This window comes from Streptomyces sp. ISL-94, from assembly GCF_018614075.1.
Classification (GTDB): Bacteria; Actinomycetota; Actinomycetes; order Streptomycetales; family Streptomycetaceae; genus Streptomyces.
In genome coordinates, this window is sequence record NZ_JAGGOZ010000024.1 from 44,371 (window position 1) to 66,714 (window position 22,344).

The 22,344-nt window shown below is 72.5% G+C and carries 22 protein-coding genes; 9 read left to right on the top strand and 13 right to left on the bottom strand.

The features are described 5' to 3' along the window. Positions 1-15: 15 nt before the first annotated feature. Positions 16-1,575, bottom strand: a complete 1,560-nt coding sequence (locus J7E94_RS08955) for a leucyl aminopeptidase (protein WP_215013870.1) — start codon at positions 1,573-1,575, stop codon at positions 16-18. A 344-nt stretch (positions 1,576-1,919) separates the two neighbouring features. Between J7E94_RS08955 and J7E94_RS08960 the strand changes: the two genes are divergently transcribed. From J7E94_RS08960 to J7E94_RS08980, 5 genes are all read left to right on the top strand, one after another. Continuing rightward, positions 1,920-3,947, top strand: coding sequence for a hypothetical protein (locus tag J7E94_RS08960; protein WP_215013872.1), 2,028 nt, complete (start codon positions 1,920-1,922; stop codon positions 3,945-3,947). 103 nt (positions 3,948-4,050) lie between these two features. Then, the gene (pelF, locus tag J7E94_RS08965; RefSeq protein WP_215013874.1) at positions 4,051-5,595 is read left to right on the top strand and encodes a GT4 family glycosyltransferase PelF; all 1,545 of its coding nucleotides are present in this window, start codon (positions 4,051-4,053) and stop codon (positions 5,593-5,595) included. Further along, positions 5,592-7,277, top strand: coding sequence for a hypothetical protein (locus J7E94_RS08970; protein WP_374224414.1), 1,686 nt, complete (start codon positions 5,592-5,594; stop codon positions 7,275-7,277). Before pelF ends, J7E94_RS08970 begins: the two co-directional genes overlap by 4 nt. Positions 7,278-7,309: 32 nt before the next feature. Further along, positions 7,310-7,960 (top strand): spherulation-specific family 4 protein, encoded by a 651-nt coding sequence (locus tag J7E94_RS08975; RefSeq protein WP_215013925.1) that lies wholly within the window; start codon positions 7,310-7,312, stop codon positions 7,958-7,960. Continuing rightward, a complete protein-coding gene (locus tag J7E94_RS08980; protein ID WP_374224415.1) occupies positions 7,957-8,772 on the top strand; it encodes an endo alpha-1,4 polygalactosaminidase in 816 nt (271 codons plus the stop codon). The genes J7E94_RS08975 and J7E94_RS08980 overlap by 4 nt, the downstream gene beginning before the upstream one ends. Before the next feature lie 539 nt (positions 8,773-9,311). On the opposite strand, the gene J7E94_RS08985 is transcribed toward J7E94_RS08980, so the two are convergent. The 3 genes from J7E94_RS08985 to J7E94_RS08995 all read right to left on the bottom strand — a co-directional run bounded on the left by J7E94_RS08985 (position 9,312) and on the right by J7E94_RS08995 (position 10,670). Next, positions 9,312-9,569 (bottom strand): hypothetical protein, encoded by a 258-nt coding sequence (locus J7E94_RS08985; RefSeq protein ID WP_215013876.1) that lies wholly within the window; start codon positions 9,567-9,569, stop codon positions 9,312-9,314. After that, positions 9,562-9,750: a hypothetical protein gene (locus J7E94_RS08990; protein ID WP_215013878.1), complete on the bottom strand. Its 189-nt coding sequence runs from the start codon at positions 9,748-9,750 to the stop codon at positions 9,562-9,564. Before J7E94_RS08990 ends, J7E94_RS08985 begins: the two co-directional genes overlap by 8 nt. 140 nt (positions 9,751-9,890) lie before the next feature. Continuing rightward, positions 9,891-10,670 carry a GntR family transcriptional regulator gene (locus tag J7E94_RS08995; protein ID WP_215013880.1) on the bottom strand — a complete coding sequence of 260 codons (780 nt, stop codon included), beginning with the start codon at positions 10,668-10,670 and terminating at the stop codon, positions 9,891-9,893. An 18-nt stretch (positions 10,671-10,688) separates the two neighbouring features. Here J7E94_RS08995 and J7E94_RS09000 point away from each other — a divergent pair, with 18 nt between their 5' ends. Next, a complete protein-coding gene (locus tag J7E94_RS09000; protein ID WP_215013882.1) occupies positions 10,689-11,195 on the top strand; it encodes an NUDIX hydrolase in 507 nt (168 codons plus the stop codon). A 616-nt stretch (positions 11,196-11,811) separates the two neighbouring features. Here the strand turns inward: J7E94_RS09000 and J7E94_RS09005 are convergent. From J7E94_RS09005 to J7E94_RS09030, 6 genes are all read right to left on the bottom strand, one after another. Continuing rightward, on the bottom strand, positions 11,812-12,987 hold the full coding sequence (locus tag J7E94_RS09005; protein ID WP_215013926.1) for a sensor histidine kinase: 1,176 nt from the start codon (positions 12,985-12,987) through the stop codon (positions 11,812-11,814). Between the two features lie 73 nt (positions 12,988-13,060). Next, positions 13,061-13,774 (bottom strand): hypothetical protein, encoded by a 714-nt coding sequence (locus tag J7E94_RS09010; protein ID WP_215013884.1) that lies wholly within the window; start codon positions 13,772-13,774, stop codon positions 13,061-13,063. Beyond that, positions 13,771-15,669, bottom strand: a complete 1,899-nt coding sequence (locus J7E94_RS09015) for a phosphatidylglycerol lysyltransferase domain-containing protein (RefSeq protein ID WP_215013885.1) — start codon at positions 15,667-15,669, stop codon at positions 13,771-13,773. The genes J7E94_RS09010 and J7E94_RS09015 overlap by 4 nt, the downstream gene beginning before the upstream one ends. Positions 15,670-15,753: 84 nt before the next feature. Then, positions 15,754-16,818: a nicotinate-nucleotide--dimethylbenzimidazole phosphoribosyltransferase gene (gene cobT, locus J7E94_RS09020; RefSeq protein ID WP_215013886.1), complete on the bottom strand. Its 1,065-nt coding sequence runs from the start codon at positions 16,816-16,818 to the stop codon at positions 15,754-15,756. Beyond that, positions 16,815-17,147 (bottom strand): DMT family transporter, encoded by a 333-nt coding sequence (locus tag J7E94_RS09025; RefSeq protein WP_215013887.1) that lies wholly within the window; start codon positions 17,145-17,147, stop codon positions 16,815-16,817. Before J7E94_RS09025 ends, cobT begins: the two co-directional genes overlap by 4 nt. A gap of 13 nt (positions 17,148-17,160) precedes the next feature. Continuing rightward, a complete protein-coding gene (locus J7E94_RS09030; RefSeq protein WP_215013888.1) occupies positions 17,161-18,366 on the bottom strand; it encodes a bifunctional adenosylcobinamide kinase/adenosylcobinamide-phosphate guanylyltransferase in 1,206 nt (401 codons plus the stop codon). A gap of 105 nt (positions 18,367-18,471) precedes the next feature. Between J7E94_RS09030 and J7E94_RS09035 the strand changes: the two genes are divergently transcribed. Continuing rightward, entirely contained in the window at positions 18,472-18,684 is a 213-nt protein-coding gene (locus J7E94_RS09035; RefSeq protein ID WP_215013889.1) for a hypothetical protein, read from the top strand. A 62-nt stretch (positions 18,685-18,746) separates the two neighbouring features. On the opposite strand, the gene J7E94_RS09040 is transcribed toward J7E94_RS09035, so the two are convergent. Together J7E94_RS09040 and J7E94_RS09045 are read right to left on the bottom strand one after the other, a co-directional pair. Beyond that, on the bottom strand, positions 18,747-19,454 hold the full coding sequence (locus J7E94_RS09040; RefSeq protein ID WP_215013891.1) for a bifunctional 2-polyprenyl-6-hydroxyphenol methylase/3-demethylubiquinol 3-O-methyltransferase UbiG: 708 nt from the start codon (positions 19,452-19,454) through the stop codon (positions 18,747-18,749). Positions 19,455-19,528: 74 nt separating this feature from the next. After that, the gene (locus tag J7E94_RS09045) at positions 19,529-20,137 is read right to left on the bottom strand and encodes a DUF3043 domain-containing protein (RefSeq protein ID WP_251056366.1); all 609 of its coding nucleotides are present in this window, start codon (positions 20,135-20,137) and stop codon (positions 19,529-19,531) included. A gap of 272 nt (positions 20,138-20,409) precedes the next feature. On the opposite strand from J7E94_RS09045, the gene J7E94_RS09050 reads away from it, so the two are divergent. Next, the gene (locus tag J7E94_RS09050; RefSeq protein WP_215013892.1) at positions 20,410-21,204 is read left to right on the top strand and encodes a PspA/IM30 family protein; all 795 of its coding nucleotides are present in this window, start codon (positions 20,410-20,412) and stop codon (positions 21,202-21,204) included. A gap of 13 nt (positions 21,205-21,217) precedes the next feature. After that, positions 21,218-21,496: a hypothetical protein gene (locus J7E94_RS09055; protein WP_215013893.1), complete on the top strand. Its 279-nt coding sequence runs from the start codon at positions 21,218-21,220 to the stop codon at positions 21,494-21,496. A 70-nt stretch (positions 21,497-21,566) separates the two neighbouring features. Here J7E94_RS09055 and J7E94_RS09060 read toward each other — a convergent pair whose 3' ends face one another. After that, positions 21,567-22,340, bottom strand: a complete 774-nt coding sequence (locus J7E94_RS09060) for a hypothetical protein (protein WP_215013894.1) — start codon at positions 22,338-22,340, stop codon at positions 21,567-21,569. Positions 22,341-22,344: the final 4 nt, after the last annotated feature.

Consider the following 22,344-nt stretch of genomic DNA (forward strand, 5'->3'; position numbering starts at 1 on the left):
TTTCCCGGTCGTGCGTCAGCCCAGGTCGCCCGTGGCCGTGCGCTCGGCCAGCCGCACCAGGGTGCGCACGGCCGAGCCGGTGCCGCCCTTGGGGGTGTAGCCGTACGGCGCGCCCTCGTGGAAGGCGGGGCCCGCGATGTCGAGGTGGGCCCAGGTGATGCCCTCGCCGACGAACTCCTGGAGGAAGAGGCCGGCCAGCAGGCCGCTGCCCATGCGCTCACCCATGTTGGCGATGTCGGCGGTGGGGGAGTCCATGCTCTTGCGCAGCTCGGCGGGGAGCGGCATCGGCCACGAGGACTCGCCGACCTCCTCGGCGATCTCGTGGATCGACGTGCGGAAGGCGTCGTCGTTGCCCATGACCGCGAAGGTGCGGTTGCCCAGGGCCAGCACCATGGCGCCGGTCAGGGTGGCGACGTCGACGATCGCGTCCGGGGCCTCCTCGGAGGCCCTGGTCAGCGCGTCGCCCAGGACCAGGCGGCCCTCGGCGTCCGTGTTGAGCACCTCGACGGTTTTGCCGCTGTACATGCGCAGCACGTCGCCGGGCTTGACGGCGGAGCCGGACGGCATGTTCTCGGCGAGCGCGAGCCAGCCGGTGACGTTGACCTGGAGGCCCAGCTTCGCGGCGGCGACCACGGTGGCGAAGACGGCGGCGGCGCCGGCCATGTCGCACTTCATCGTCTCGTTGTGGCCGGCCGGCTTCAGGGAGATGCCGCCCGAGTCGTAGGTGATGCCCTTGCCGACGAAGGCCAGGGTCTTCTCCGCCTTGGGGTGGGTGTAGGAGAGCCGCACCAGGCGCGGCGGGTTCTCGGAGCCCTTGCCGACGCCCATGATGCCGCCGTAGCCGCCCTTGACGAGGGCCTTCTCGTCCAGCACCTGGACCTTGATGCCGTGCTCCTTCGCGGTCGTGGAGGCGACCGCGGCGAAGGCCTCGGGGGTCAGGTCGTTCGGCGGGGTGTTGACCAGGTCGCGGGCGATGTTGACCTCGGTCGCCACGATCGTGGCGCGCTCGACCGCGGCCTTGTGCTCCTTGTCGCGCGGCTTGGCGCCCAGCAGGGTGACCTCGGCGAGCGGCTGCTTCGGGCCCTCTCCCCCAGACTTCGTCCGGGAGGTGCCCCCATTGCCGGAGCCCTTCTTCTCGCCGCCCTGGTAGACGGTGAAGGCGTACGCGCCCAGCAGCGCGCCCTCGGCGACGGCGGTGACGGCGGAGGCGTCGTCCAGGGGGAGGGCGAAGGCCGCCTTCTTGGAGCCGTGCAGGGCGCGGGCGGCGGCGCCGGCGGCGCGGCGCAGCACCTCCTCGTCGAACGACTCGTCCTTCTCGGGGAGGGAGCCCAGTCCGACCGCCAGCACGACCGGGACCTTCAGGCCCGCCGGGGCCGGCAGCTTGGTGATCTCGCTTTCGGCGCCCGAGGCACCAAGTGCGTCGAGCACGGCGGCGAGCTTTCCGTCGTACGCCTTGTCCACGGCCTCGGCGCCCGCGGCGACGACCGGCCCCTTGGGGCCCTTGGCGACACCGACGACGAGGACGTCGGCGCGCAGCGTCGCCGCGCCGGCAGTGCTGAGAGTCAGAGCAGTCACGGTGGTGAAGTCTCGCTTCCGTTTGTGTGTGTGGGCCGAGTGGGTGGACGGCCATCCGTAGCGATCGTATTCGGGCCCGACGGCCGCCGGAACGAGCCTACGCGCAGCCTCTCGCCCGTACGCCACTCGAAGGTTTGGCAAGTTGTTCGATCAAGAGGCCGTCAGGTTCACCCATCTGTGGACTCTGCTCCAGGTTTGCCTCGTAGACCTGACGAGGTCCGAAAGACTCGGTCCACTCTCGCAACGGGACGCGGGGTTCCTTTGCATGATTTCCACAGAGCCTCCCCGGCCCGGCCATCCGCCACAGGGCCGAGTCGAGGACGCCTGCGGGGGGAAAGGCCGACATGGTCAACAAGAACCGGATGAACAGGGTCGCCGCCGTCATGGCCGCGGCTGCCCTGGCGTCCGCGGCAGTACCCGCCGCGACCGCGACGGCGGTCGCGACGCCGCGCATCGACCTGAAGGTGCTCGTCGTCGACGACGGCGGCAGTTCGGTCGAGGCGATCACCGCGGAGCTCCGGGACACCGGAGTCCCCTACACCCGCGTGGTGCTGGGCTCCGGCAGCCGTCCGGTCATCAACGCCGGGTTCCTCAGCGACACGGTGGACGGCCGTCCGCGCGCCAAGTACCAGGGCGTGGTCCTGCCGAACGAGAACCCCTTCGGCGAGGGCTCGGCCGAGATGGCCGCGCTCGCCGCGTACGAGACGGCGTACGGGATCCGCCAGGTCGACGCCTACACCTGGGCCCACCCGGGCGTGGGTCTGGAGTACACCGACAACGGCGGCTACAGCGGCCGGCTCGACGGCACCCAGGCAGCCGTCACCGCCGCCGGCAAGGCCGGCCCCTTCGGCTACCTGGGCGGACAGGTGGCCTTCGAGGACAACTCCGCCCTCGTCCCCGAGAGCTTCGGGTTCATGGGCAAGCCGAGGACCGGCTACACCAGCTACCTCGACGCCCCCGTCGACTCCGGACGGGCCTCGCTCGTCGGCGAGTACGCCCACGACGGGCGCAGCGAACTGGTCGTCACCTTCGGCTACAACCAGTACCAGCAGCAGTTCCGGCTGCTGGCCCGCGGCATCGTCGACTGGCTCACCCAGCAGGTCCACCTCGGCCAGAGCCGCAGCTACTTCGCGGTCCACGTCGACGACGTCTTCGCCCCGGACGCCCGCTGGAGCAAGGACCTCGACTGCACGCCCGGCGACTACGCCTGCGCGGGGGGCGAGGGCAAGGAGAGCACCATCCGGATGACCGCCGCCGACGCCGTCTACGCGGCGCAGTGGCAGCAGGCCAAGGGCTTCACGCTCGACATGCTCTTCAACGCGGGCGCCGGCGAGGAGTGGAAGGGCGAGAACGGCGGCACCGACGCCCTCACCGCCCAGCTCGTCGCCGACCGCGCCAAGTACCGCTGGATGAACCACACCTACACGCACCCCTTCCTCGGCTGCGTCCAGGACACCACCACCGTCCCCTGGACCTGCACGAAGAACACCCAGGGCGCGGTCAACTGGATGAGCCGCGCCGAGATCTCCGCCCAGATCCGCGACAACAACAACTGGGCCGCCTCCAAGGGCATCACCACCGACCGGACCGAGCTCGTCACCGGCGAGCACTCGGGCCTCAAAACCCTCCCGCAGCAGGAACAGGACAATCCCAACCTGGCCGGCGCGCTCGCCGACAACGGCGTGAAATGGGCGGGCAGCGACAACTCCCGCGAACCCCGGCAGCGCCCGGTCGGCGCCGCCCTCACCGTCCCCCGCCACCCGATGAACGTGTACTACAACACGGGCACCAACGCGGAGATGGCCGACGAGTACAACTGGATCTACACCAGCCGCGAGGACGGCGGCAGCGGAGTCTGCGAGGACAGCCCCGCCACCTCCACCTGCCTGCCGGACCCGCTGGACCCGAACACCGGCTACCTCGACCACATCGTCCCCCAGGAGGCCCGGACCGCCCTGCGCCACGTGCTGGCCAACGACCCGCGCCCGCACTACGCCCACCAGTCCAACCTCGCCGAGGACCGCACCCTCTACCCGGTCCTCAACCGGGTCCTGGACGACTACCGCGCGCTGTACGCGCCCAGCGCGCCGATCGTCAACCAGAGCATGAAGGACACCGGCGTCGAGCTCGCCCGCCGCACCGCCTGGGACAAGGCGCTCGCCGAGGGCAAGGTCACCGCCTACCGCATCGGCACGGCCGTCACCGTCAAGGCACCCTCCGGTGTCCTCGCCCCGCTGACCGCCCCCAACGGGACCAAGAAGCAACTCCTGCTCGGCACCGCCGACTTCGGCGCCGCCTATGCTGGCAACCGTTCCGCCTGGACCGGACCCGAGCTGCTCCAGAGCGCCGTCACGCTCAAGCTGCCCAGCTGACCGACGGGCAGCAGCCCCGCAAGCCGTCACGCGTACCACCTAGCGCCGGCGCTCCGGATACCACACGGGCGCCGGCCCCTTTTCCGTCCTGGGGGGACACCGTATGAGCCATGGGCGCCATGTCACCATGCTCACCGAAGGCACCTACCCGCACGTCCACGGGGGCGTCAGCACCTGGTGCGACCAACTGGTACGCGGCATGCCGGAGGTCGACTTCAACGTCATAGCCCTGACCGGCTCCGGACGCGAGCCGGTCACCTGGGAACTGCCGCGCAACGTCTACCGGCACACCTCCGTCCCGCTCTGGGGGCCGCCCCCCGCGCGCGGCCGCCGCTGGAGCCCGCGCGGCAGGGCCCACCGCCGCTTCACCGAGATCTACGAGACCTTCGTGCTCTCCCTCCTGGACCCCGTCCACCAGGGGAACCAGCCGGCGCCAGCCGGAAAGGGGTTCTCCGAGGCCCTGCGCGAATTCGCCCTCCTCGCCCGGTCCGGGCGACTGGCCCCCGCCCTGCGCTCCGAGTCCGTCCTGCGCCTGCTGATGGCCGTGTGGACCCGCCCCGGCCTCAGCACCGCCGCCGCCGCGCCCACCATCCACGACGCGCTCACCGCCACCGACCTGCTGGAACACGCGCTGCGTCCGCTGGCCGTACGGATCCCGCCCGACAGCGTCGCGCACGCCGTCAGCAGCGGCCTCGCCACCCTCCCGGCCCTCGCCGCCAAACAGCTCGACGAGGTGCCCTTCCTCCTCACCGAGCACGGCATCTACCTGCGCGAGCGCTACCTCGGCTACCGCACCGCCGAGCAGCGCTGGCCGGTCAAGGCGCTGATGCTCGGCTTCTACCGCGAGCTCAACACCGAGGGCTACCGGCAGGCCGACCTGATCACCCCCTGCAACCAGTACAACCGCCGCTGGGAGGAGCGCGGAGGCGCCGCCTCCGACCGGATCCGCACGGTCTACAACGGCGTCGACCCGCACGCCTTCCCCGAGGCCGGCGCCGAACCCGAGGTGCCCACCCTCAGCTGGTGCGGCCGCATCGACCCCATCAAGGACCTCGAAACCCTCATCCGGGCCTACGCCTTCATGCGCGAGGAGCTGCCCGCCCTGCGGCTGCGGCTCTTCGGCCCGGTCCCGGCCGGCTGCGAGGAGTACAAGCTGCGCCTGGAGAAACTCGCCGCCGAACTCGGCGTCGGCGACGGGATCACCTACGAGGGCCGTATCGAGCAGGTCGCCCAGGCCTACGCGGCCGGCAGCATCGTGATGCTCTCCAGCATCAGCGAGGGCTTCCCCTTCAGCATCATCGAGGCCATGTCCTGCGGCCGCACCACCGTCTCCACCGATGTCGGCGGGGTCCGCGAAGCCGTCGGCGACACCGGCCTCGTCGTCCCGCCGCGCGAGCCCGAGACCATGGCCCGCGCGACCCTCGCCCTGCTCCGCGACGGCGAACGCCGCGCCGAGCTCGGCCGGATGGCCCGCAGGCGGGTGGTGGAGAAGTTCACCCTCCACCGGTCCGTGGACGGCTTCCGGCACATCTACCGCGAGCTCGCGGACGGCCAGCCCGTCCTGCCCGTCCGCGAGGGCGACGACTGGACCCAGCGGCTCGCCGACCCGTGGTACCGCGAACTGGCCGCCGACGGGAGCCTGTGGTGAGCGGATCCCTGTGGCTCAAACCGCCCGGCATCGAGGGCGGGTGGGCGCAGGCCGGCCCCCCGGCCACCCGCCGCCGGGGCCCTGCCCGGCACGCGGCGCCCGCGGGGGCCGGCCCGGCGGGTTCCGGGGGATCGGCGGCGCCGGCGGGTTCCGCCGGCGCTCCCGGGGCCCGCGGGCCCCGTGGGGACACCCTCCCCGCCATCCCCCGGCCGCGCCGCGAAGCCCCGGCCGCCGCGGCCGACCCGATGGACGAACTCGCCGACCGCCTCGGCGTGTTCATCGCCGCCGCCGTCCACCCCGACGAGATCGCCGCGATCCTCGAATCCGACGGCATGACCGACGAGTACATCCGGCTCACCTACGGCCGCCACGACTCCTTCACCCTCGCCGAGGAGCTCTACGCCCGGGTGCCCCGCTCCTTCCCGGAACCCGCGGACATCCCCGACCCCTGGAAGGTCCCCCTCACCGCCTGCCTGCTGCGCGGGGTGGTCTTCGCCCTGCCCGGCCTCGCCTACGTCCTCGGCGCACCCCTGCTCGAAGGCCCGCAGGACCGCCTCGGCCTGCCCGCCGGGACACTGACCCTGCTCGCCGGGGCGCTCATCGGCTGGGTCTGGGACCAGACCCTGTCCCACCGCGCCTACTCCTGGCTCGGCCTCGGCGACCGGGCCGCCGCCGCGCGGACCCTGCTGGCCGGAGCCCCCGCCGGGTCCCTGCTGGGCACCGCCGCCGCGCTGGCCGTCCCGGGCGGGCCGCCGTTCTCGTACGCCTTCGCCGCCGGGCAGGCCCTCTACGTCGGCGCCGCCACGGTCCTGCTCGTCCTCGGCCGGGAGCGGATGCTGCTCGCCGCACTCGGCCCGATGGCCGCCGGGGCCCTGCTCGCCCTCTTCGTGGACCTGCCCGTCCCCCTCCGCGTGACCCTGCTCGCCGTGTCCCTGCTGGCCGCCTGCACCCTGGCCGTACGGGAACTGCCCGTCTCCGCGGGCCTGCGCTCCGCCGCCCGCCGGATCCGGGGCTGGACCGAGCGCCGCCCGGGCGGCGGCGGCCCGGTGCGCTGGCAGATGCTGCGCGGCGCCGAGGAGGAGTACGCCCCGCGCGGGCCCCGGCTCGGGGACTCCGTCCCGTACGGGGTCTTCGGCCTCGGCACCGGCCTGCTCGTGCTGTACGCCGCCCTCGGGGAGGTGCTCGCCGGAGGACCCGCCGAGGCCGTCGCCGCCCCCTCGGCGGTGGCCCTCACCCTCAGCATGGGGCCCGCCGAATGGCTCCTCCACCGGTTCCGCAGCGGCAGCCTCGCCGGGCTCCGGGCGGCCCGCTCGCCCCGCGCCTTCCGGCGGCGGATGCACGCGACCCTGGCCCGGTGCCTCGCCGCCTACCTCGTGGTGCTGCTGGCCCTGGGCCTGGCCGGAACCCTGCTCTGGCCGCACGCCCCCGGCCTGACCGCGGTCCGCGCCCTGACCCTGCTCCTGCTCGGCGCCGTGATGTGGACCGGGCTGCTCCTCCAGTCCTTCGGGGCGGTCCGGCCCGCCGCCGTGGTCTGCGCCTCGGCCGCCGTCGCCCAGAGCCTGGCCCTGCTGACCGGGCTGGGACAGCCCCGGCTGGTCCAGCTGGTGGTCGCGGGCGCGGCCGCGGCCGCGCTGGCCGTCCTGGTCTGCCTGCTCCTCGGCCGGGCGACCGCCCACCGGTGAACCACATCAGAACGTACGAGAAGAAGGACCCCATGCTGCTGGTGCCCCTCTACGAGCACCCCGCCGACCGGCCCGAGGACTGGGAGCGGCTGATCAGCTCCGCCGGCCGGCTCCACTCGGTGGTGCTCAACCCCGACAGCGGGCCGGGGGACGCCCCCGACGAACGCTTCGCGCGCGTCGCCGAGCGGCTGCGCGAGGCCGGGGTGCCCGTCCTCGGGTACGCCGACACCGACTACGGGCGCCGCCCGCACGCCGCCGTGGTGCAGGACCTGCTGCGCCACCGCGACTGGTACGGCGCCGACGGGGCGTTCCTCGACCAGGCCGCCTCCGCCCCGGAGCTGCTGGCACATTACGGGCGGCTCGCCGTCGCCGCCCGGGCCGCGGGGGCCCGTACCCTCGTCCTCAACCACGGGGTCCACCCGCACCCCGGCTACGCCGAACTCGCCGACCTGCTCGTCACCTTCGAGGGCCCCTGGGACGCCTACCGGGACGCGGGCGCCGTACCGTCCTGGACCGCGGACCACCCCGCCCGGCGGTTCTGCCACCTCGTCTACGCCGTCCCGCCCGGCGCGCCCGCCGCCGAACTCGCCGAGGCGCGCCGGGCGGGGGTGCACTGCGCGGTCCCGGGGACGGGCGCCCACCCGTGGGGGACCCTCCCGTACGCCCTGGAGGCCACCGCGTGAAGCGCCTGCGCCCGCTGCTCCTGCTGCTCGTCCTGCCGGTCCTGCTCCTCGCAGCCTGCACCGCGGGGCCTGACGAGGGACCCGAGGACATCTCGCCCGGCCCCGCGCCCGGGGAGCGCTGGCAGCCGCGGCCCGGCGTGAGCTGGCAGTGGCAGCTCACGGGCAGGCTCGACACCTCCGTGAAGGCGGCGGTGTACGACGTCGACGGCTTCAACACCACCAAGGAGCAGATCGCCACGCTGAAGAAGGCCCGCCGCAAGACCATCTGCTACGTCTCCACCGGCGCCTGGGAGGACTTCCGGCCGGATGCGGGCCAGTTCCCCGAGGAACTGCTCGGCAAGGGCAACGGCTGGGAGGGCGAACGCTGGCTGGACATCCGGCGGGTGGCGCAGCTGGAGCCGCTGATGGCCAAGCGGTTCGACATGTGCCGGGACAAGGGCTTCGACGCGGTCGAGCCGGACAACATGGACGGCTACCAGAACACGTCCGGCTTCCCGCTCACGGCGGAGGACCAGCTGCGCTACAACCGGCTGATCGCGAAGCTGGCCCACGACCGGGGCCTGGCGGTGGGCCTGAAGAACGACTTGGACCAGATCCCGCAGCTGGTGGGCGAGTTCGACTTCGCCGTGAACGAGCAGTGCGCCCAATACGAGGAGTGCGAGCGGCTGACCCCGTTCATCGAGGCCGGAAAGGCCGTCTTCCACGTCGAGTACGAGCTTCCGACGAGTCGCTTCTGCGGGAGGTCGAAGGAGCTGAAGCTGAGCTCGCTGCAGAAGAAGTCCGAACTGGGGCCTTGGCGGAAGGCGTGCTGACGGGTCCGGGCGGCGCGGGCGCCTGAAGGCCGACTATCACCCCCTCGAGCCGTCGGGGCCACTCGGTGGCTGCCCACCCGCCCCCGAGCGGGGCGCGGCGGGGGGACGGGAACAGCCGACCGGTACCCGGGAGGCCGGGGCCCCGGCGGGGCGGGAGCGGACAGCCGACCGGCACCCGGAAGATCGGGGTCCCGGCTGGACGGTCTCAGAGAAGGTATGGGGGTTTCCCGGCAGTCTTCGTCCTTCCGCGTCGGGCCGGCCTGTCAAGGGCGCTCCTTCGTCGCGTCGCTTCGCGATGGCCTTCGGCCACCCTTGACAGACCGTCCCGCCACGGAAAAACGAAGACTGCCGGGAAACCCCCAAAAGAACGGCACGGTCGATAGTCAGAGGAGCGGCTCCGTCAGAGATGCGGCGGGCGGTCGGGGCCCGGCAGACCGGGCATCCGGGGCGACACCCAGCCGGTCCGGGGCCAGGGGTGGTCCTCCCTGCACGAAACGCCGACGAGACCGCCCTGCGGAGCACCCAGGCGCACCAGATCGCTACGCGCTCCTCATGTCTCGGCGTCCGGCGGCTGTCTTGGGCTGGTCATGGGCGGGCTCGACGTTCTCGACGGCGGTGGTGAACTCGCGGCCGGTTGCTCCCCGGATGTAGGCCAGTTCCATCCAGCGCTGGTGGCTGGCGGAGTCCGAGACGTTCTCGTTGATCACGGCCATCAGCTCACCCTCGACGCCGGACGCGATGTCGCGGACGCGGCGGTGGAGAAGGCGGTGGGGTACGTATTCGTACTGCTCATTCATCGGGCGCTCCCTCGAAGGTGTCGAGGAACCGCTCCCAGCCAACCTGTGCCCGGTCGAGCAGGTCCGAGCTGGGTTCGACCACAGCGACCACCCCCAGCGAGGAGGTGTCGTCGGTGTCGATGCTGATGCAGCACGGCGTTACCGCCTTGGAGGCCGCTGTGTGAACGGGAATCGGGCGCATGATGGCCACTCCTCTAAAGAGGCTGTTACTCCGTCACTCATGTATAGGAGTGACATGAAGAAGAGTGCCGGACTCCTGTATATGAGTCAACCCGCCGTGATGGGTTGCTCACGGCGGGTTGCGGGCGGTTTGGGTGGCCGTCAGTCGGTTGCCGGGATGCGGAACTCGAAGACGAACTGGTCGGCGGCCATGAGGGTGTCGCAGACCTCCACGACGCGACCGGTGTCCGTGATCGCGTTCCTCAGTAGGTGCACCACTGTGGACCCGGGGCTCAGTGCCAGTTCCGATGCTTCGGCCTTCGAGGCCGGGCGCGCCTGCAGGGTTTCCACGAACTCGGCGAAGACATGGCCGTGTTCCTCAAGGCGTGCGTAGATACCGCCGCCTCCGGGGTTCTCGGCGAAGAGTTCGGGAACGTCGCGCACCACGTCCCACGGGAGGTACGACGTCGCGGCCTCCACGGGTGAGCCGTTGCGGAAGTACAGGCGGCGGCGCGCGAGTACCTGGGTGCCGAGGTCCACGCCGAGCCGCTGAGCGATGCCGTCCGGGGCCTCGACCGGCCCGATGTAGGTCACGTTGACCTTCGCGGCGGCGCCGGACTGTTCCGACTCGGCAAGGTAGGCGGCCTTGCCGCCCTGCCGGAGCGAGCGGCGGAAGCGATCCGAAGACCGGTGGCGCACCGGTGGCCGGGCCTTCACGAAGGAGCCCTTGCCGTGCCGTGTCTCCACGAGACCGCTGGCGCGGATCTCCAGCATGGCCTTGCGCACGGTCCCACCCGAGACGCCGTAACGGTCCACCATCTCGGCTTCACTCGGCACCTGGTCCCCGGGCTTCAAGACACCTGCCCGGACCTGCTGGACGATGTCCTCGGCGATCTGCAAATACCGAGGGACAGCCCTGTCCCCTCCTACAGCTGCTCCCATGGTCCTTCGCTTCCTCCTATGCTCATGTACATGAGTAACAGCGCCCTGCCGAACAGGTCAACGCCACGTCACTCCGTGTCGGTTGCCGGGGTCGTGGTGCGCGATGACGGCCGCTTGCTGGCCATCCGCCGAGCCGACAACGGGACGTGGGAGCTGCCGGGCGGAGTGCTGGAGCTGACGGAAACGCCGGAGGACGGGGTGAGGCGGGAAGTGCTGGAGGAAACCGGCATCCACGTGGAAGTGGACCAGCTCACCGGCGTCTACAAGAACACCACGGCTGGCGTGGTGGCCCTGGTCTTCCGCTGCAAGCCCTCCGGCGGCACGGAACGCCTCTCCGGTGAAACCACGGCAGTCCAGTGGCTCACGACGGAACAGGTCGCCGAACGGATGTCCGAGGTCTACGCAATCCGCCTCTTGGACGCCGTCGACGGCAACGGCCCCCACGTACGCAGCCATGATGGGCGCCAACTGCTCACAGAGCAGCCCAAGACGGCCGCCGGACGCCGAGATATGAGGAGCGCGTAGCGATCTGACGCGCCTGCTGATCCCGAATGACTCTCTGTTCGTCTTTTGGTGCGGGTATCAGCCCCAGACGGTCGCCGGCCGCCGAGAAATGAGGAGCGCGTAGCGATCTGATGCGCGGATCGGCCCCGGCCGCCCGGAAACGGGCCCGGATGCCTGGCGGGCCGATGCCCGGCCCCTCGACGGATCTCTGACCACGGCCGTCCCTTCGCTCTCGACCGTGCCGTTCTTTTGGGGGTTTCCCGGCAGTCTTCGTTTTTCCGTGGCGGGACGGTCTGTCAAGGGTGGCCGAAGGCCATCGCGAAGCGACGCGACGAAGGAGCGCCCTTGACAGGCCGGCCCGACGCGGAAGGACGATGAGACTGACGGGAAACCCCCATACCTTCTCTGAGACCGTCCAGCCGGGACCCCGATCTTCCGGGTGCCGGTCGGCTGTCCGCTCCCGCCCCGCCGGGGCCCCGGCCTCCCGGGGGCTGTTCCCGTCCCCCCGCCCCGCCGGGACGCGCCCGGTCTCCGGCTCCGCCCCGCTGAGAGGTGGGTGGGCAGCCACCGGCCGGCCCCCGGCCCCCCGAGGGGGCCGAAGCCGGCCCGGGCCACGTCACGAGCCCGGCGGGGGCCGTCAGACGGGCAAAATGGCGTGGACGCGGTAGCCGCCGCCGTAGCGGGGGCCCGCGAAGCAGGAGCCGCCCAGGGCGCCCGCGCGTTCGCGCATGCCGAGGAGGCCGTGGCCGCCGCCGGGGGCCTGCGGGTAGGGAGCGGAGTCCGCGGAGTCGCCGCCGTCGTCGAGCACCGTCACCTCCACCGAGGGGCCGACCCGCACCACGCTGACCTCCGCCCGGGCCCCCGGCCCCGCGTGTTTGCGTACGTTGGTCAGCGCCTCCTGGACGACCCGGTACGCGGCCAGGTCCACCGCCGCCGGCAGCGGTCCCGCCTCGGGCCCCAGCTGCACGATGACCTCCACCGGCAGCCCGGCGTGCCGGAAGGTGTCCACCAGCTCGTCCAGGACGGCCAGCCCCGGCGCGGGCTCCGTCGGCGCCTCCGGGTCGCCGGACTGCCGCAGCAGCCCGACCGTGGCACGCAGCTCGTTCAGCGCCGACCGGCTGGCGTCCCGTACGTGCGCCAGCGCCTCCTTGGCCTGGTCCGGCCGCTTGTCCATGACGTGCGCGGCCACCCCCGCCTGCACATTGACCAGGGCGATGTGGTGCGCCACCACGTCGTGCAGGTCCCGGGCGATCCGCAGCCGCTCCTCGGCGACCCGCCGCCGCGCCTCCTCGTCCCGGGTCCGCTCGGCCCGCTCGGCCCGCTCCCGGATGGCGTCGATGAAGGCCCGCCGGCTGCGCACGGCGTCACCGGCGGCAGCGGCCATGCCCGTCCAGGCGAAGATCCCGAGGTTCTCCTGCGCGTACCAGGGCAGCGGCCCGGCCAGCATGGCCACGCCCGTCAGCCCCGCCATGGTCAGCAGCGCGATCCGCCAGGTGGTGGGCCGGTCGGTGCACGAGGCCACCGTGTACAGGGCGATCACCGTGCACATGGCGACGGGCGCCCGCGGCTCCCCGGTGGTCAGCTCCAGCAGCGACAGCCCGCAGGTCACGGCGAGTACGGTGCGCGGCCGGCGGCGCCGCCACACCAGGGCGGCCGCACCGAGCAGCATCAGCAGCAGCGAGAACGGCTCCGGCGTGCGCGTCCCGAAGGTGGGCCCGTGCGGGCCGTGCGGATCGGCGAAGGATCCGACGGCCATGGCGACGAACGCCCCGAACGCGAGCACGGCATCGGTCGCGAGCGGGTGGGCCCGCATCCACTGCCGGGTGGGCGCGAACCGCCCGAGGTCTGTCGTCACGCGGATACGGTACGGCCTGCCAGGGCGCCGGCTACCGGCTGTCCACCGGCGGAGGGCGACGGCCCAGCGGCTGCCGGGAGCGCTCCGGGCCCCACTGCGCCCGGACCACGCACACCGCCATGACCGCGGCGATGGCCGCCAGGTGCTCCTTGCCCGCCAGGTTGTCCTTGATCAGCACCTCGCCGATCATCACGAGGATCACGGCGGCGCCGGTGAGGTAGGCCCGGTAGCGCCAGCACACGTAGATGGCGAGGCCGACCACCGCCGCCGAGGGCCCGGTGTCGTTGACGATCCGGTCGGACACCGGCAGGCCGAAGGGGTGGTCGGGGCCGAGCGAGAGCCCGATCCGCGCGTATGTGGTCCCGGCGAGCGTGGCGACGTAGCCGATCAGCAGGGTGCGCCACCAGCCGATGCAGATCTCCGAGATGCCGAAGACGAGCAGGATCTGCGCGAGCGCCCCCCACACCGGCAGGTCCAGGGCGGGCACGAACAGGGACAGGGGGGTGCGCAGCAGGGCCAGCCACAGGGGGTCGACCGCTTTGACCGACCCCAGGTTCTGGACCGGCTGGAAGCCCCACGACGTGTTCTGCACGACCTGGAAGACCGAGGTCAGGCAGACCGCGCCGAGGGTCATGGGGACCGCCCGCCACTTGTCGTGGACGAGCGCGTCCCGGACGGTCCGGAACAGGGGCCCCCACTCGCGGCGGGCGAACCCCGCGAGTGAGGAGGTGGTCCACGCTGTCAACGGCGGGTCTCCAGGTGTCTGCGGTGCAGCCACTTCGGCAGGCCGGGGGCTTCCAGGAAGCCCTCGGCCCGGCCCGCCGCGATACCGATCCGCAGCAGGTCCGAACTCTTCTCGAAGAGCATGAACCGCGGTTCCCAGATCGGCCGGTATTTGGCGTTGGCCCGGTAGAGGGACTCGATCTGCCACCAGCGGGAGAAGAAGCTCAGCAGCGAGCGCCACATCCGCAGCACCGGACCCGCGCCGAGCCGCGAACCGCGCTCGAAGACGGACCGGAACATCGCGAAGTTCAGCGAGACCTGGGTGACCCCGATCTCCTTGGAGCGTTCGAGGAGTTCGATGACCATGAACTCCATCAGGCCGTTCTCGGAGTCCCGGTCACGGCGCATCAGGTCCAGCGACAGGCCCTTGGGTCCCCACGGTACGAAGGACAGCACGGCCCGCAGGTCGCCGTTGCCGTCGGTGCACTCCAGCATCACGCACTGGCCGTCGCCGGGATCGCCCAGCCGGCCCAGCGCCATGGAGAAGCCGCGCTCGGTCGCGCCGTCGCGCCAGTCGTCGGCGCGCAGCAGCAGCTCGTCCATCTCCTCGGCCGGGATGTCGGCGTGGCGGCGGATCCGCACCGTGTAGCCGGCCCGCTTGACGCGGTTGTAGGCCTGCCGGACGGTCCGCATGGCGCGGCCCTCCAGCGTGAAGTCGGCCGTCTCGACGATCGCCTCGTCGCCCAGTTCCAGCGCGTCCAGCCCGTGCCGGGCGTAGATCTGCCCGGCCTCCTCGCTCGCGCCCATGACGGCCGGTACCCAGCCGTGCTCACGGGCCTCGGCCAGCCAGGGCTCGATGGCCCCGGGCCAGGCCTCGGGGTCGCCGATGGGGTCGCCGGAGGCGAGCGAGACCCCGCCGACGACGCGGTAGGTGACGGCGGCCTTGCCGGTGGGGGACCAGATGACGGACTTCTCGCGGCGCAGCGCGAAATAGCCGAGCGAGTCGCGGTCGCCCTGCTTGGCGAGCAGGGCCCGCAGCCGCTCCTCGTCCTCCTCGGAGAGGGGGTCGACGGCGCGGCGCGAGCGGAAGGCCGCGAACAGCACCGCGAGCAGCAGGAGCATCGACATGACGTTGATGAAGACGTCCACCCAGCCGGGGGTGGTGATCGTGCGGTAGGCCTTGGCGTCCGGATCCAGGGTGATCAGGCGCATCACCCCGTACCGCCAGCGCGACAGGAAGGTGGCCTCGGCCCCCGCCTCGGCGGTGTTGGTGGCGCCGACGAGCAGGGCCGCGACCAGCGAGGTGACCAGCAGGCCCGCGGCGGCCACGATGGTGGCGAGCGCGGGGTTGGAGCGGTCGCCCTTGGCGTAGAACTCCCTGCGGCCCAGCAGCAGGGCGCCGACGAACAGGGCGGTCAGGACGAGCGAGACCCAGTTCTGCGTGTGCTCGCGGAACTCCGGGTAGCACAGGTTGAAGTCGCCCCACTGGACGCACGGGGCGAAGGCCGCCCGCAGGAAGGCCAGCAGCAGCATCCCGCCCAGTACCAGGTTCAGGATCCACGCGGCGCGTTTGCGGCGGCCCATGGTGACGGCCAGCATCAGCGAGAACAGGCCGGACGCGAAGCCGGCGGTGAGCAGGTACGGGGTGTAGAAGTCCTCGATGTTGTGCCGGCGCAGATCCTGGCCGAGCGAAAGCCACACCGCGCTGAGGAAGTTGACGAAGGTGACGGCGCGCAGGTACCAGACCGCGAACGCGGCGCTGCGCCGTGAGCGGGTGCTCCCCCGGCCGGTCTCCCGGCCGCCCCCCGCCGCCTTTCCGGCGGAATCGCCGCCGGTCTCTTTCCTTCCGGATGCCGGCCCGGGCGCCGGTACGGCGCCGCGGTCGGTTTCTACGCTGGTCAAACGGACCTCTCCCATAAAAAGCGATCATATGGGGCGTCGCGATCCATACTGGGCCTGTCCGGGGACTGCGGCCTGGTCAGGACCGTGGGCCCCGGTGGCTCATGCCGTCGGCTCCTGCGCCGCCTGCTCCGGGAGTTCCGCCGCGAGTGCGGCGGCCGCCTGGACCAGGGGGAGTGCCAGCAATGCCCCGGTACCTTCGCCCACTGTGACGCCGTGGTCGAGTACAGGGTTGAGTGCCATCCGGTCCAGTGCCTTCGCCTGGCCGGGCTCGCCGCTTGCCTGACCGGCGAGCCACCAGTCGGGCGCCCGGAACGCGGCCCGCTGCGCCACCAGCCCGCAGGCGGCCGACACGACGCCGTCGAGGATCACCGGCGTACGGCGTACCGCGCACTGGAGCAGGAAACCGGTGATGGCGGCCACGTCGGCGCCGCCCACCGCGGCCAGCAGCGCGACCTGGTCGCCGAGGACCGGCCGGGCCCGGCGCAGCGCGTCGCGGATCGCCGCGCACTTGCGCATCCAGGTCAGGTCGTCGATGGGCAGGCCGCCGCGGCCGGTGACCACGGAGGCGTCGGTGCCGCACAGGGCGGCGACCAGGGTGGCGGCGACGGTGGTCCCGCCGACGCTCAGATCGCCGAGGACGACCAGATCCGTACCGGAGTCGGCCTCCTCGTCGGCGATCCGCATCCCGAGCCGGAGCGCGGCCTGCGCCTCCTCGGCCGTCAGCGCGTCCTCCACGTCGATCCGGCCGCTGCCGCGCCGCACACGGTGGCGGACCACATCCTCGGGCAGCAGCTCCGGGTCGCAGTCGAGCCCCGCGTCGACGACCCGCACCGTGACGCCGAGCCGGCCGGCCAGGATGGCGACGGGGCTGGCCCCGTCGAGCACGGCCCGCACCAGCTCGTGGCCGCCGGACGCGGCCCGGGCGGAGACGCCCCCGGAGGCGATCCCGTGGTCGGCGGCGAACAGCACCACGCGCGGGTGCTCGATCGGCTTGACCGGGACCTGCCCCTGAGCGGCGGCGAGCCACTCGGCGAGCTCGTCGAGCCGGCCCAGCGCGCCGGGCGGCACCGAGAGGCGTTCACGGCGTTCCTCGGCATCACGCCGGACGCCCCCGTCGGGGCGCTCGATCAGATCGGAGAAGTCGTCGAGATTCAGCGTGCTCATCTGCCGAAGCGTACAGCCGGTGAGGCCCTCCCCTCAGGGGTCTCCCGGTGCCGGCCGGGCCTCGGCGCACCGAGGTGGACGCCCGCCATCACGAGGGGCGCGCCCAGCAGCAGACCCACCGTCAGCTCCTCGTCGTCGAGCCGGGAGGAGAGCAGGATGGTGACCACCGGGATGGCGCCGAAGACGTAGGCCCCGCGCGACGCGCCCCACAGCGGGTCCAGTTCGCGGTTGCCGAACCGCACGCCCACCGCGTCGCCGCCGCCCGGCAGGCAGCACCCCGCGAAGGCGGCCAGTCCGGTCCTCTCTCCGTCGGACCTCCAGGGCCTCACGGCGTCACCCCTGCTAGTCCTTGAGTACGAGCACCTGTCCCGCGACGACCAGGAGCACGTGCTCGCACTCGCCCGCCACCGCGTTGTTGAGGCGTCCCAGCTCGTCGCGGAAGCGGCGGCCCGACGCGGTCGCCGGGACGATCCCGGCCCCCACCTCGTTGCTGACGAGCACCACCTGGCGGCGGGTCGCCCGCACCGCGGCCACCAGCTCGGCCACCCGGTCGGCGAGCTTCAGCCGCGCGCTCCTGGCCCACTCCCCGTCGTCCCAGGCGCCCGCCCGGTCCATCGCGTCCGTCAGCCACAGCGCCAGGCAGTCGATGAGCAGCGGCGGACCCGTCTTGGCGAGCAGCGGCACCAGGTCGCAGGTCTCCGCCGTCCGCCAGCTCGCGGGCCGGCGCTCCCGGTGCAGGCCGACCCGCTGCACCCACTCCGCGTCCCCGTCGCGGGTGCCGCCGGTGGCCACGTAGACCACCCCGGGGAAGGCCTCCAGCCGCCGTTCCGCCTCGAAGGACTTCCCGGACCGGGCCCCGCCCAGCACCAGGGTGCGGCGCGGCAGGTCCGGCTCCGCGCCGTACTCCCCGACGCTCACGGTGGTCCCGTCCGGCACCGCCCGGGCCCCGGCGGCCGCGCACCGGCGCTCCAGCTCGCGGCCGGGCGGGGTGTCGTGGTCGAGGTGGACGGCGATCACGTCCGTGGCCGGGCCCACCGCGCCGCTCGCCCGCAGCCGGGCCAGGGCTTCGGGCCGGCCCAGCACGTCGGCGAGGACCATGTCGTACGGACGCAGCCCCCTGGTCTCCCCGGTCCCGCCCGGCGCCCCGCCGGGCGGGAGGTACAGCAGTCGGCCGCCGTCCGGGCCCGTCACCTCGTACCCGGTGCCCGGCGCGTCCATCGGCACGGCCCGCACCCGGTGCCCGGAGATCACCGACAGCTCCCGCCCGTCGGGCACCCGTCCCGCGGCCGGCAGCCCGGGCGGCAGCTCCACCGCGGGCCCGTCGTGCGGGTGGGTCAGCAGGACCTGCCGTACCCCGGCCAGGGAATGCCCGGCCCGGGCGCCGGCCAGCACCGCCCCGGGGGTCAGGTCGAGCAGCAGCGCCCCGTCGACGAGGACGGCCGTCGCGGCGCGGGAGCGGGCGCCGACGGAGAGTGCGCAGGCCGCACAGGGACAGCCGGGGCGGGGCAGGCCCTCGGGTGTGCCGGTGCCGAGCAGAGTGAGTTCCACAGGATGATCCTCCCGCGTCGCCGAGAGTGGTGCGCGCCCGGTTACTCTGCGGGCACACTCAAGGCGAAGCAGCGTGCGAGCAGCGGACGAGCAACGGAGGCGGACATGGCGTGGACGTGGCGGTTCGAGACGGCCGATGGCGCGGAGACGAGCCCGTCGGTGGTACCGGAGGAGTTCACCACGCAGGGGGACGCGGAGTCCTGGATCGGTGAGTACTGGAAGGACCTGCTGGAGGGCGGCGTCGAGCAGGTCAAGCTGTCGGACGACGCCGGCACCGAGCTCTACACGATGAGCCTGCGCGAGGCCCTGGAGGTCTAGGCCCTAATCGAGGCGCCGGGGGTGCGGGGGCGCGCAGCCGCCGTGACCCCCGCGCCGCGGGGTCAGCCCCGCACACCGCACAGGTGCAGCAGCGCCGCCACGCCCCGGTAGGGGTCGGTGCGGCCCGCGCGGTCCTCGGCGGACAGCAGCCGCTCCAGCTCCTCGTCGGGCGGCAGGGTCCCGCCCGCCTCGGTGCCGTCGGTGAAGACGCGCACCCCGTACCAGGACTGCAGCGGCGCGCCGATCCCGGACAGCGTGGCCGTCAGATCGGCCAGCCGGTCGGCGCGCACGTCCAAGCCGAGCCGGTTCGTGTAGTCGACGCTGTCGAAGGCGGCCAGCGCACCCTTCCAGTCGCCGTCCAGCCCCGGCCGCATGGCGAGCGCGTCGCCGTTGCGCACGAGCAGGGACAGCAGCCCGCCGGGGGCCAGCATCCGGGCCAGCCCGGCGAGCATGGCGTCCGCCTCGGGTACGTACATCAGCACCCCGTGGCAGAGCACCACGTCGAAGCTGCCCGGCAGGAAGTGGGCGCCGGTCTCGCGGCCGTCGCCCTCCATGAGGCGGACCCGGTCGCGGATCCCGGCGGGCTCCCGGTCCAGCGCCGCACGCGCGACGGTCAGCATGCCGGGATCCTGCTCCAGGCCCGTGACCTTGTGCCCGGCGCGGGCCAGCCGCAGCGCCTGGGTGCCCTGGCCCATGCCGACGTCGAGCACGCGCAGCCGCTGCCCTACGGGGAAGTGGTGCGCGATCTGCTCGTCGACCTGGCGGCCCACGAGTTCCTGGCGGACGGCGTTACGGAGCCCGCCCAGGCCCTCGAGCCAGAGGCGGGCGCCTTCGGTGAATCCGCTCAGGGCCGTTCCCCGCGCTTGACCTGCGGCTTCGGCAGGCGCAGCCGGCGCATCTGGAGGGTGCGCATGAGGCCGTACGCGATGGCGCCGCGGCGCGGCTCGTCCGGGAAGCGGTCGTTCAGCGCCTTGCGGAGGCGGAACACCATGCCGATGGAGTCGACGAGGATCAGGGCGATCACGGCCAGCCACAGCAGCAGCGCGATGTTCTGGATCGACGGCTGCCGCCACATGCTGAGCACCAGGATGACCACGGCCAGCGGCAGGAACATTTCGGCGACCGAGAAGCGGGAGTCCACGAAGTCGCGGACGAACCGGCGGACGGGGCCCTTGTCCCGCGCGGGCAGGTAGCGCTCGTCGCCGCTGGCCAGCGCCTCGCGCTGCTTGGCCATCTCGACGCGACGGCGCTCACGGGTTCGCTTGGCATCCTCCTTGCGGTTGCCGGTCGAGGCCACCACGGCCTTGCGCTGCGACTGGGCCACAGCACGCTTCGGCGTAGGGCGGCCCTTCGGGGCCTGCGGGTTACGGGGCTGCGAGAGATCGGCGGTCACCTTGTCGGTGGCGGCGGCCTTCTCTTCCTTGGAGGAGCGGTTCCCAAACACAAAACCCAAGCCTACGTGGTTGCGGGCATGGCCCCCACCCCCGCGGGGAACGATCCGGCAACGGCGGGCGTCTTCCCCTTGCACGGTTCGTGCCGCGGGTCCGCCCGCGGTGGTGATCGGGGGCCCACCTACTCCTCACGCCTGACACGGCGGGGGCGCAGTCGTCCTGGAGGAGGAGCGCATCCGTCCTCGAACAGTGCGGTAATGGAGACAGGGCCCGTACTGTGGGTTCTGTCGGTGACCTGGAGCACAGTCCGTCTAGAAGGGGGCGCGCGAAGCCCATGAGCGGTGTCATGAAGCGTATGGGGATGATCTTCCGCGCGAAGGCGAACAAGGCCCTGGACCGGGCCGAGGACCCGCGCGAAACCCTCGACTACTCGTACCAGAAGCAGCTCGAACTGCTGCAGAAGGTGCGCCGCGGAGTCGCCGACGTGGCGACCTCCCGCAAACGCCTGGAGCTTCAGCTGAACCAGCTCCAGGGGCAGTCCGCCAAGCTGGAGGACCAGGGCCGCAAGGCCCTCGCCCTGGGCCGCGAGGACCTGGCCCGCGAGGCCCTGGCCCGCCGCGCCTCGCTCCAGCAGCAGGTCAGCGACCTGGAGGTGCAGCACCAGACCCTTCAGGGCGAGGAGGAGAAGCTGACCCTCGCCTCCCAGCGGCTCCAGGCCAAGGTGGACGCCTTCCGCACCAAGAAGGAGACCATCAAGGCCACCTACACCGCGGCCCAGGCGCAGACCCGGATCGCGGAGTCCTTCTCCGGCATCTCCGAGGAGATGAGCGACGTCGGCCTGGCCATCCAGCGGGCCGAGGACAAGACCGCCCAGCTGCAGGCCCGCGCCGGCGCGATCGACGAGCTGCTGGCCTCCGGCGCGCTCGACGACCAGAGCGGGCTCGGCGCCAGGGACGACATCCAGGCCGAGCTGGACCGCCTGTCGGGCGGTACGGACGTGGAGCTGGAGCTCCAGCGCATGAAGGCCGAGCTGGCGGGCGGCCCCTCCGCCCAGCAGCAGGCCATCGAGGGCGGCGCCCCGGGCACCGCCCAGCAGCCGCAGACCCAGCACCGGTTCGACAAGCAGTAGGACGGGGCCCGTCATGATTGTCCGCATCATGGGGGAAGGCCAGCTGAAGGTGGCCGACGGCCACTTCGCCGAGCTCAACAAGCTGGACGACGAACTCCTCGCGGAGATGGAGTCCGGCGACGAGGAGGGCTTCCGGCGCACGCTGGGCGCACTGCTCGATGCCGTGCGGCGGCTCGGCAAGCCGCTCCCCGATGACGCGCTGGAGCCGTCCGAGCTGATCCTGCCCGCGGACGACGCGTCGCTCGACGAGGTCAAGGAGATGCTCAGCGACGACGGCCTGATCCCGGGCTGATACCGGGCTCAGCGCCAGGACACCGCCACCGGCACACCGCTACGACGACGGGCCCGTCGTCGTAGCGCGGTCAGTGCTCGGGCGGCTTCTGCAGGGAGACGGCCCGCTCCGGATCGGGGGTCCCGCCGATGAAGTTCTCGAACTTGCGGCGCGGCGCCGCCCAGCGCCGGTCGTGGTGGAAGGCGCGCAGTCCCGCCTTGGCCCGGGCGCGCGGGCGTTTCGCGTAGAACCTCTTCGCGTACGGGGACGTCGGCCTCGCGAGGCGGATCGCGCCGATCAGGGCCACGAAGGGGATGACCGTGCCGAAGACGGCGGTGCGCGCCTTGCCCTTCCACAGGGCGATCAGGGCCAGGAAGAAGTTGGTGGCGGTGTTCATGGCGACCAGCCCGCGGCTCTGGCGCTCCTCGCTGGTCAGCTCGTCCACCCCGAAGGGCAGGAATCCGCCCAGGACCAGCGCCACGAGCGCGGCCGTCAGGACCACCATCTCCACGCTCTTGCGCCCCTGCTCGCTCCAGTACACGTCGTCGAGGTGCAGGATCAGCGCGAACTCGTCCAGGACGAGGCCGGCACCCAGCCCGAAGAGGACGGCCGAGGCCATCGCGCCGAAGCCGTGGCGGCCGCTGGCGACCGCCCCGAAACCGCCGATGACCACGAGGATCACGCCGGGCACCACGTGGTGGACGTGCATGCCGCCCGGGGTCACGTTCTTGAAGGGCCCTCTCCCGGCCCGGATCATCCGGGTGATCACGCGGGTGACCAGGAACGACGTCACGAAGGAGAGCAGGGCCAGAAGGAGGGGCAGCTTGCCCGGTTCGTCGATGTTCCGATACCACCAGTGACCCATCGCA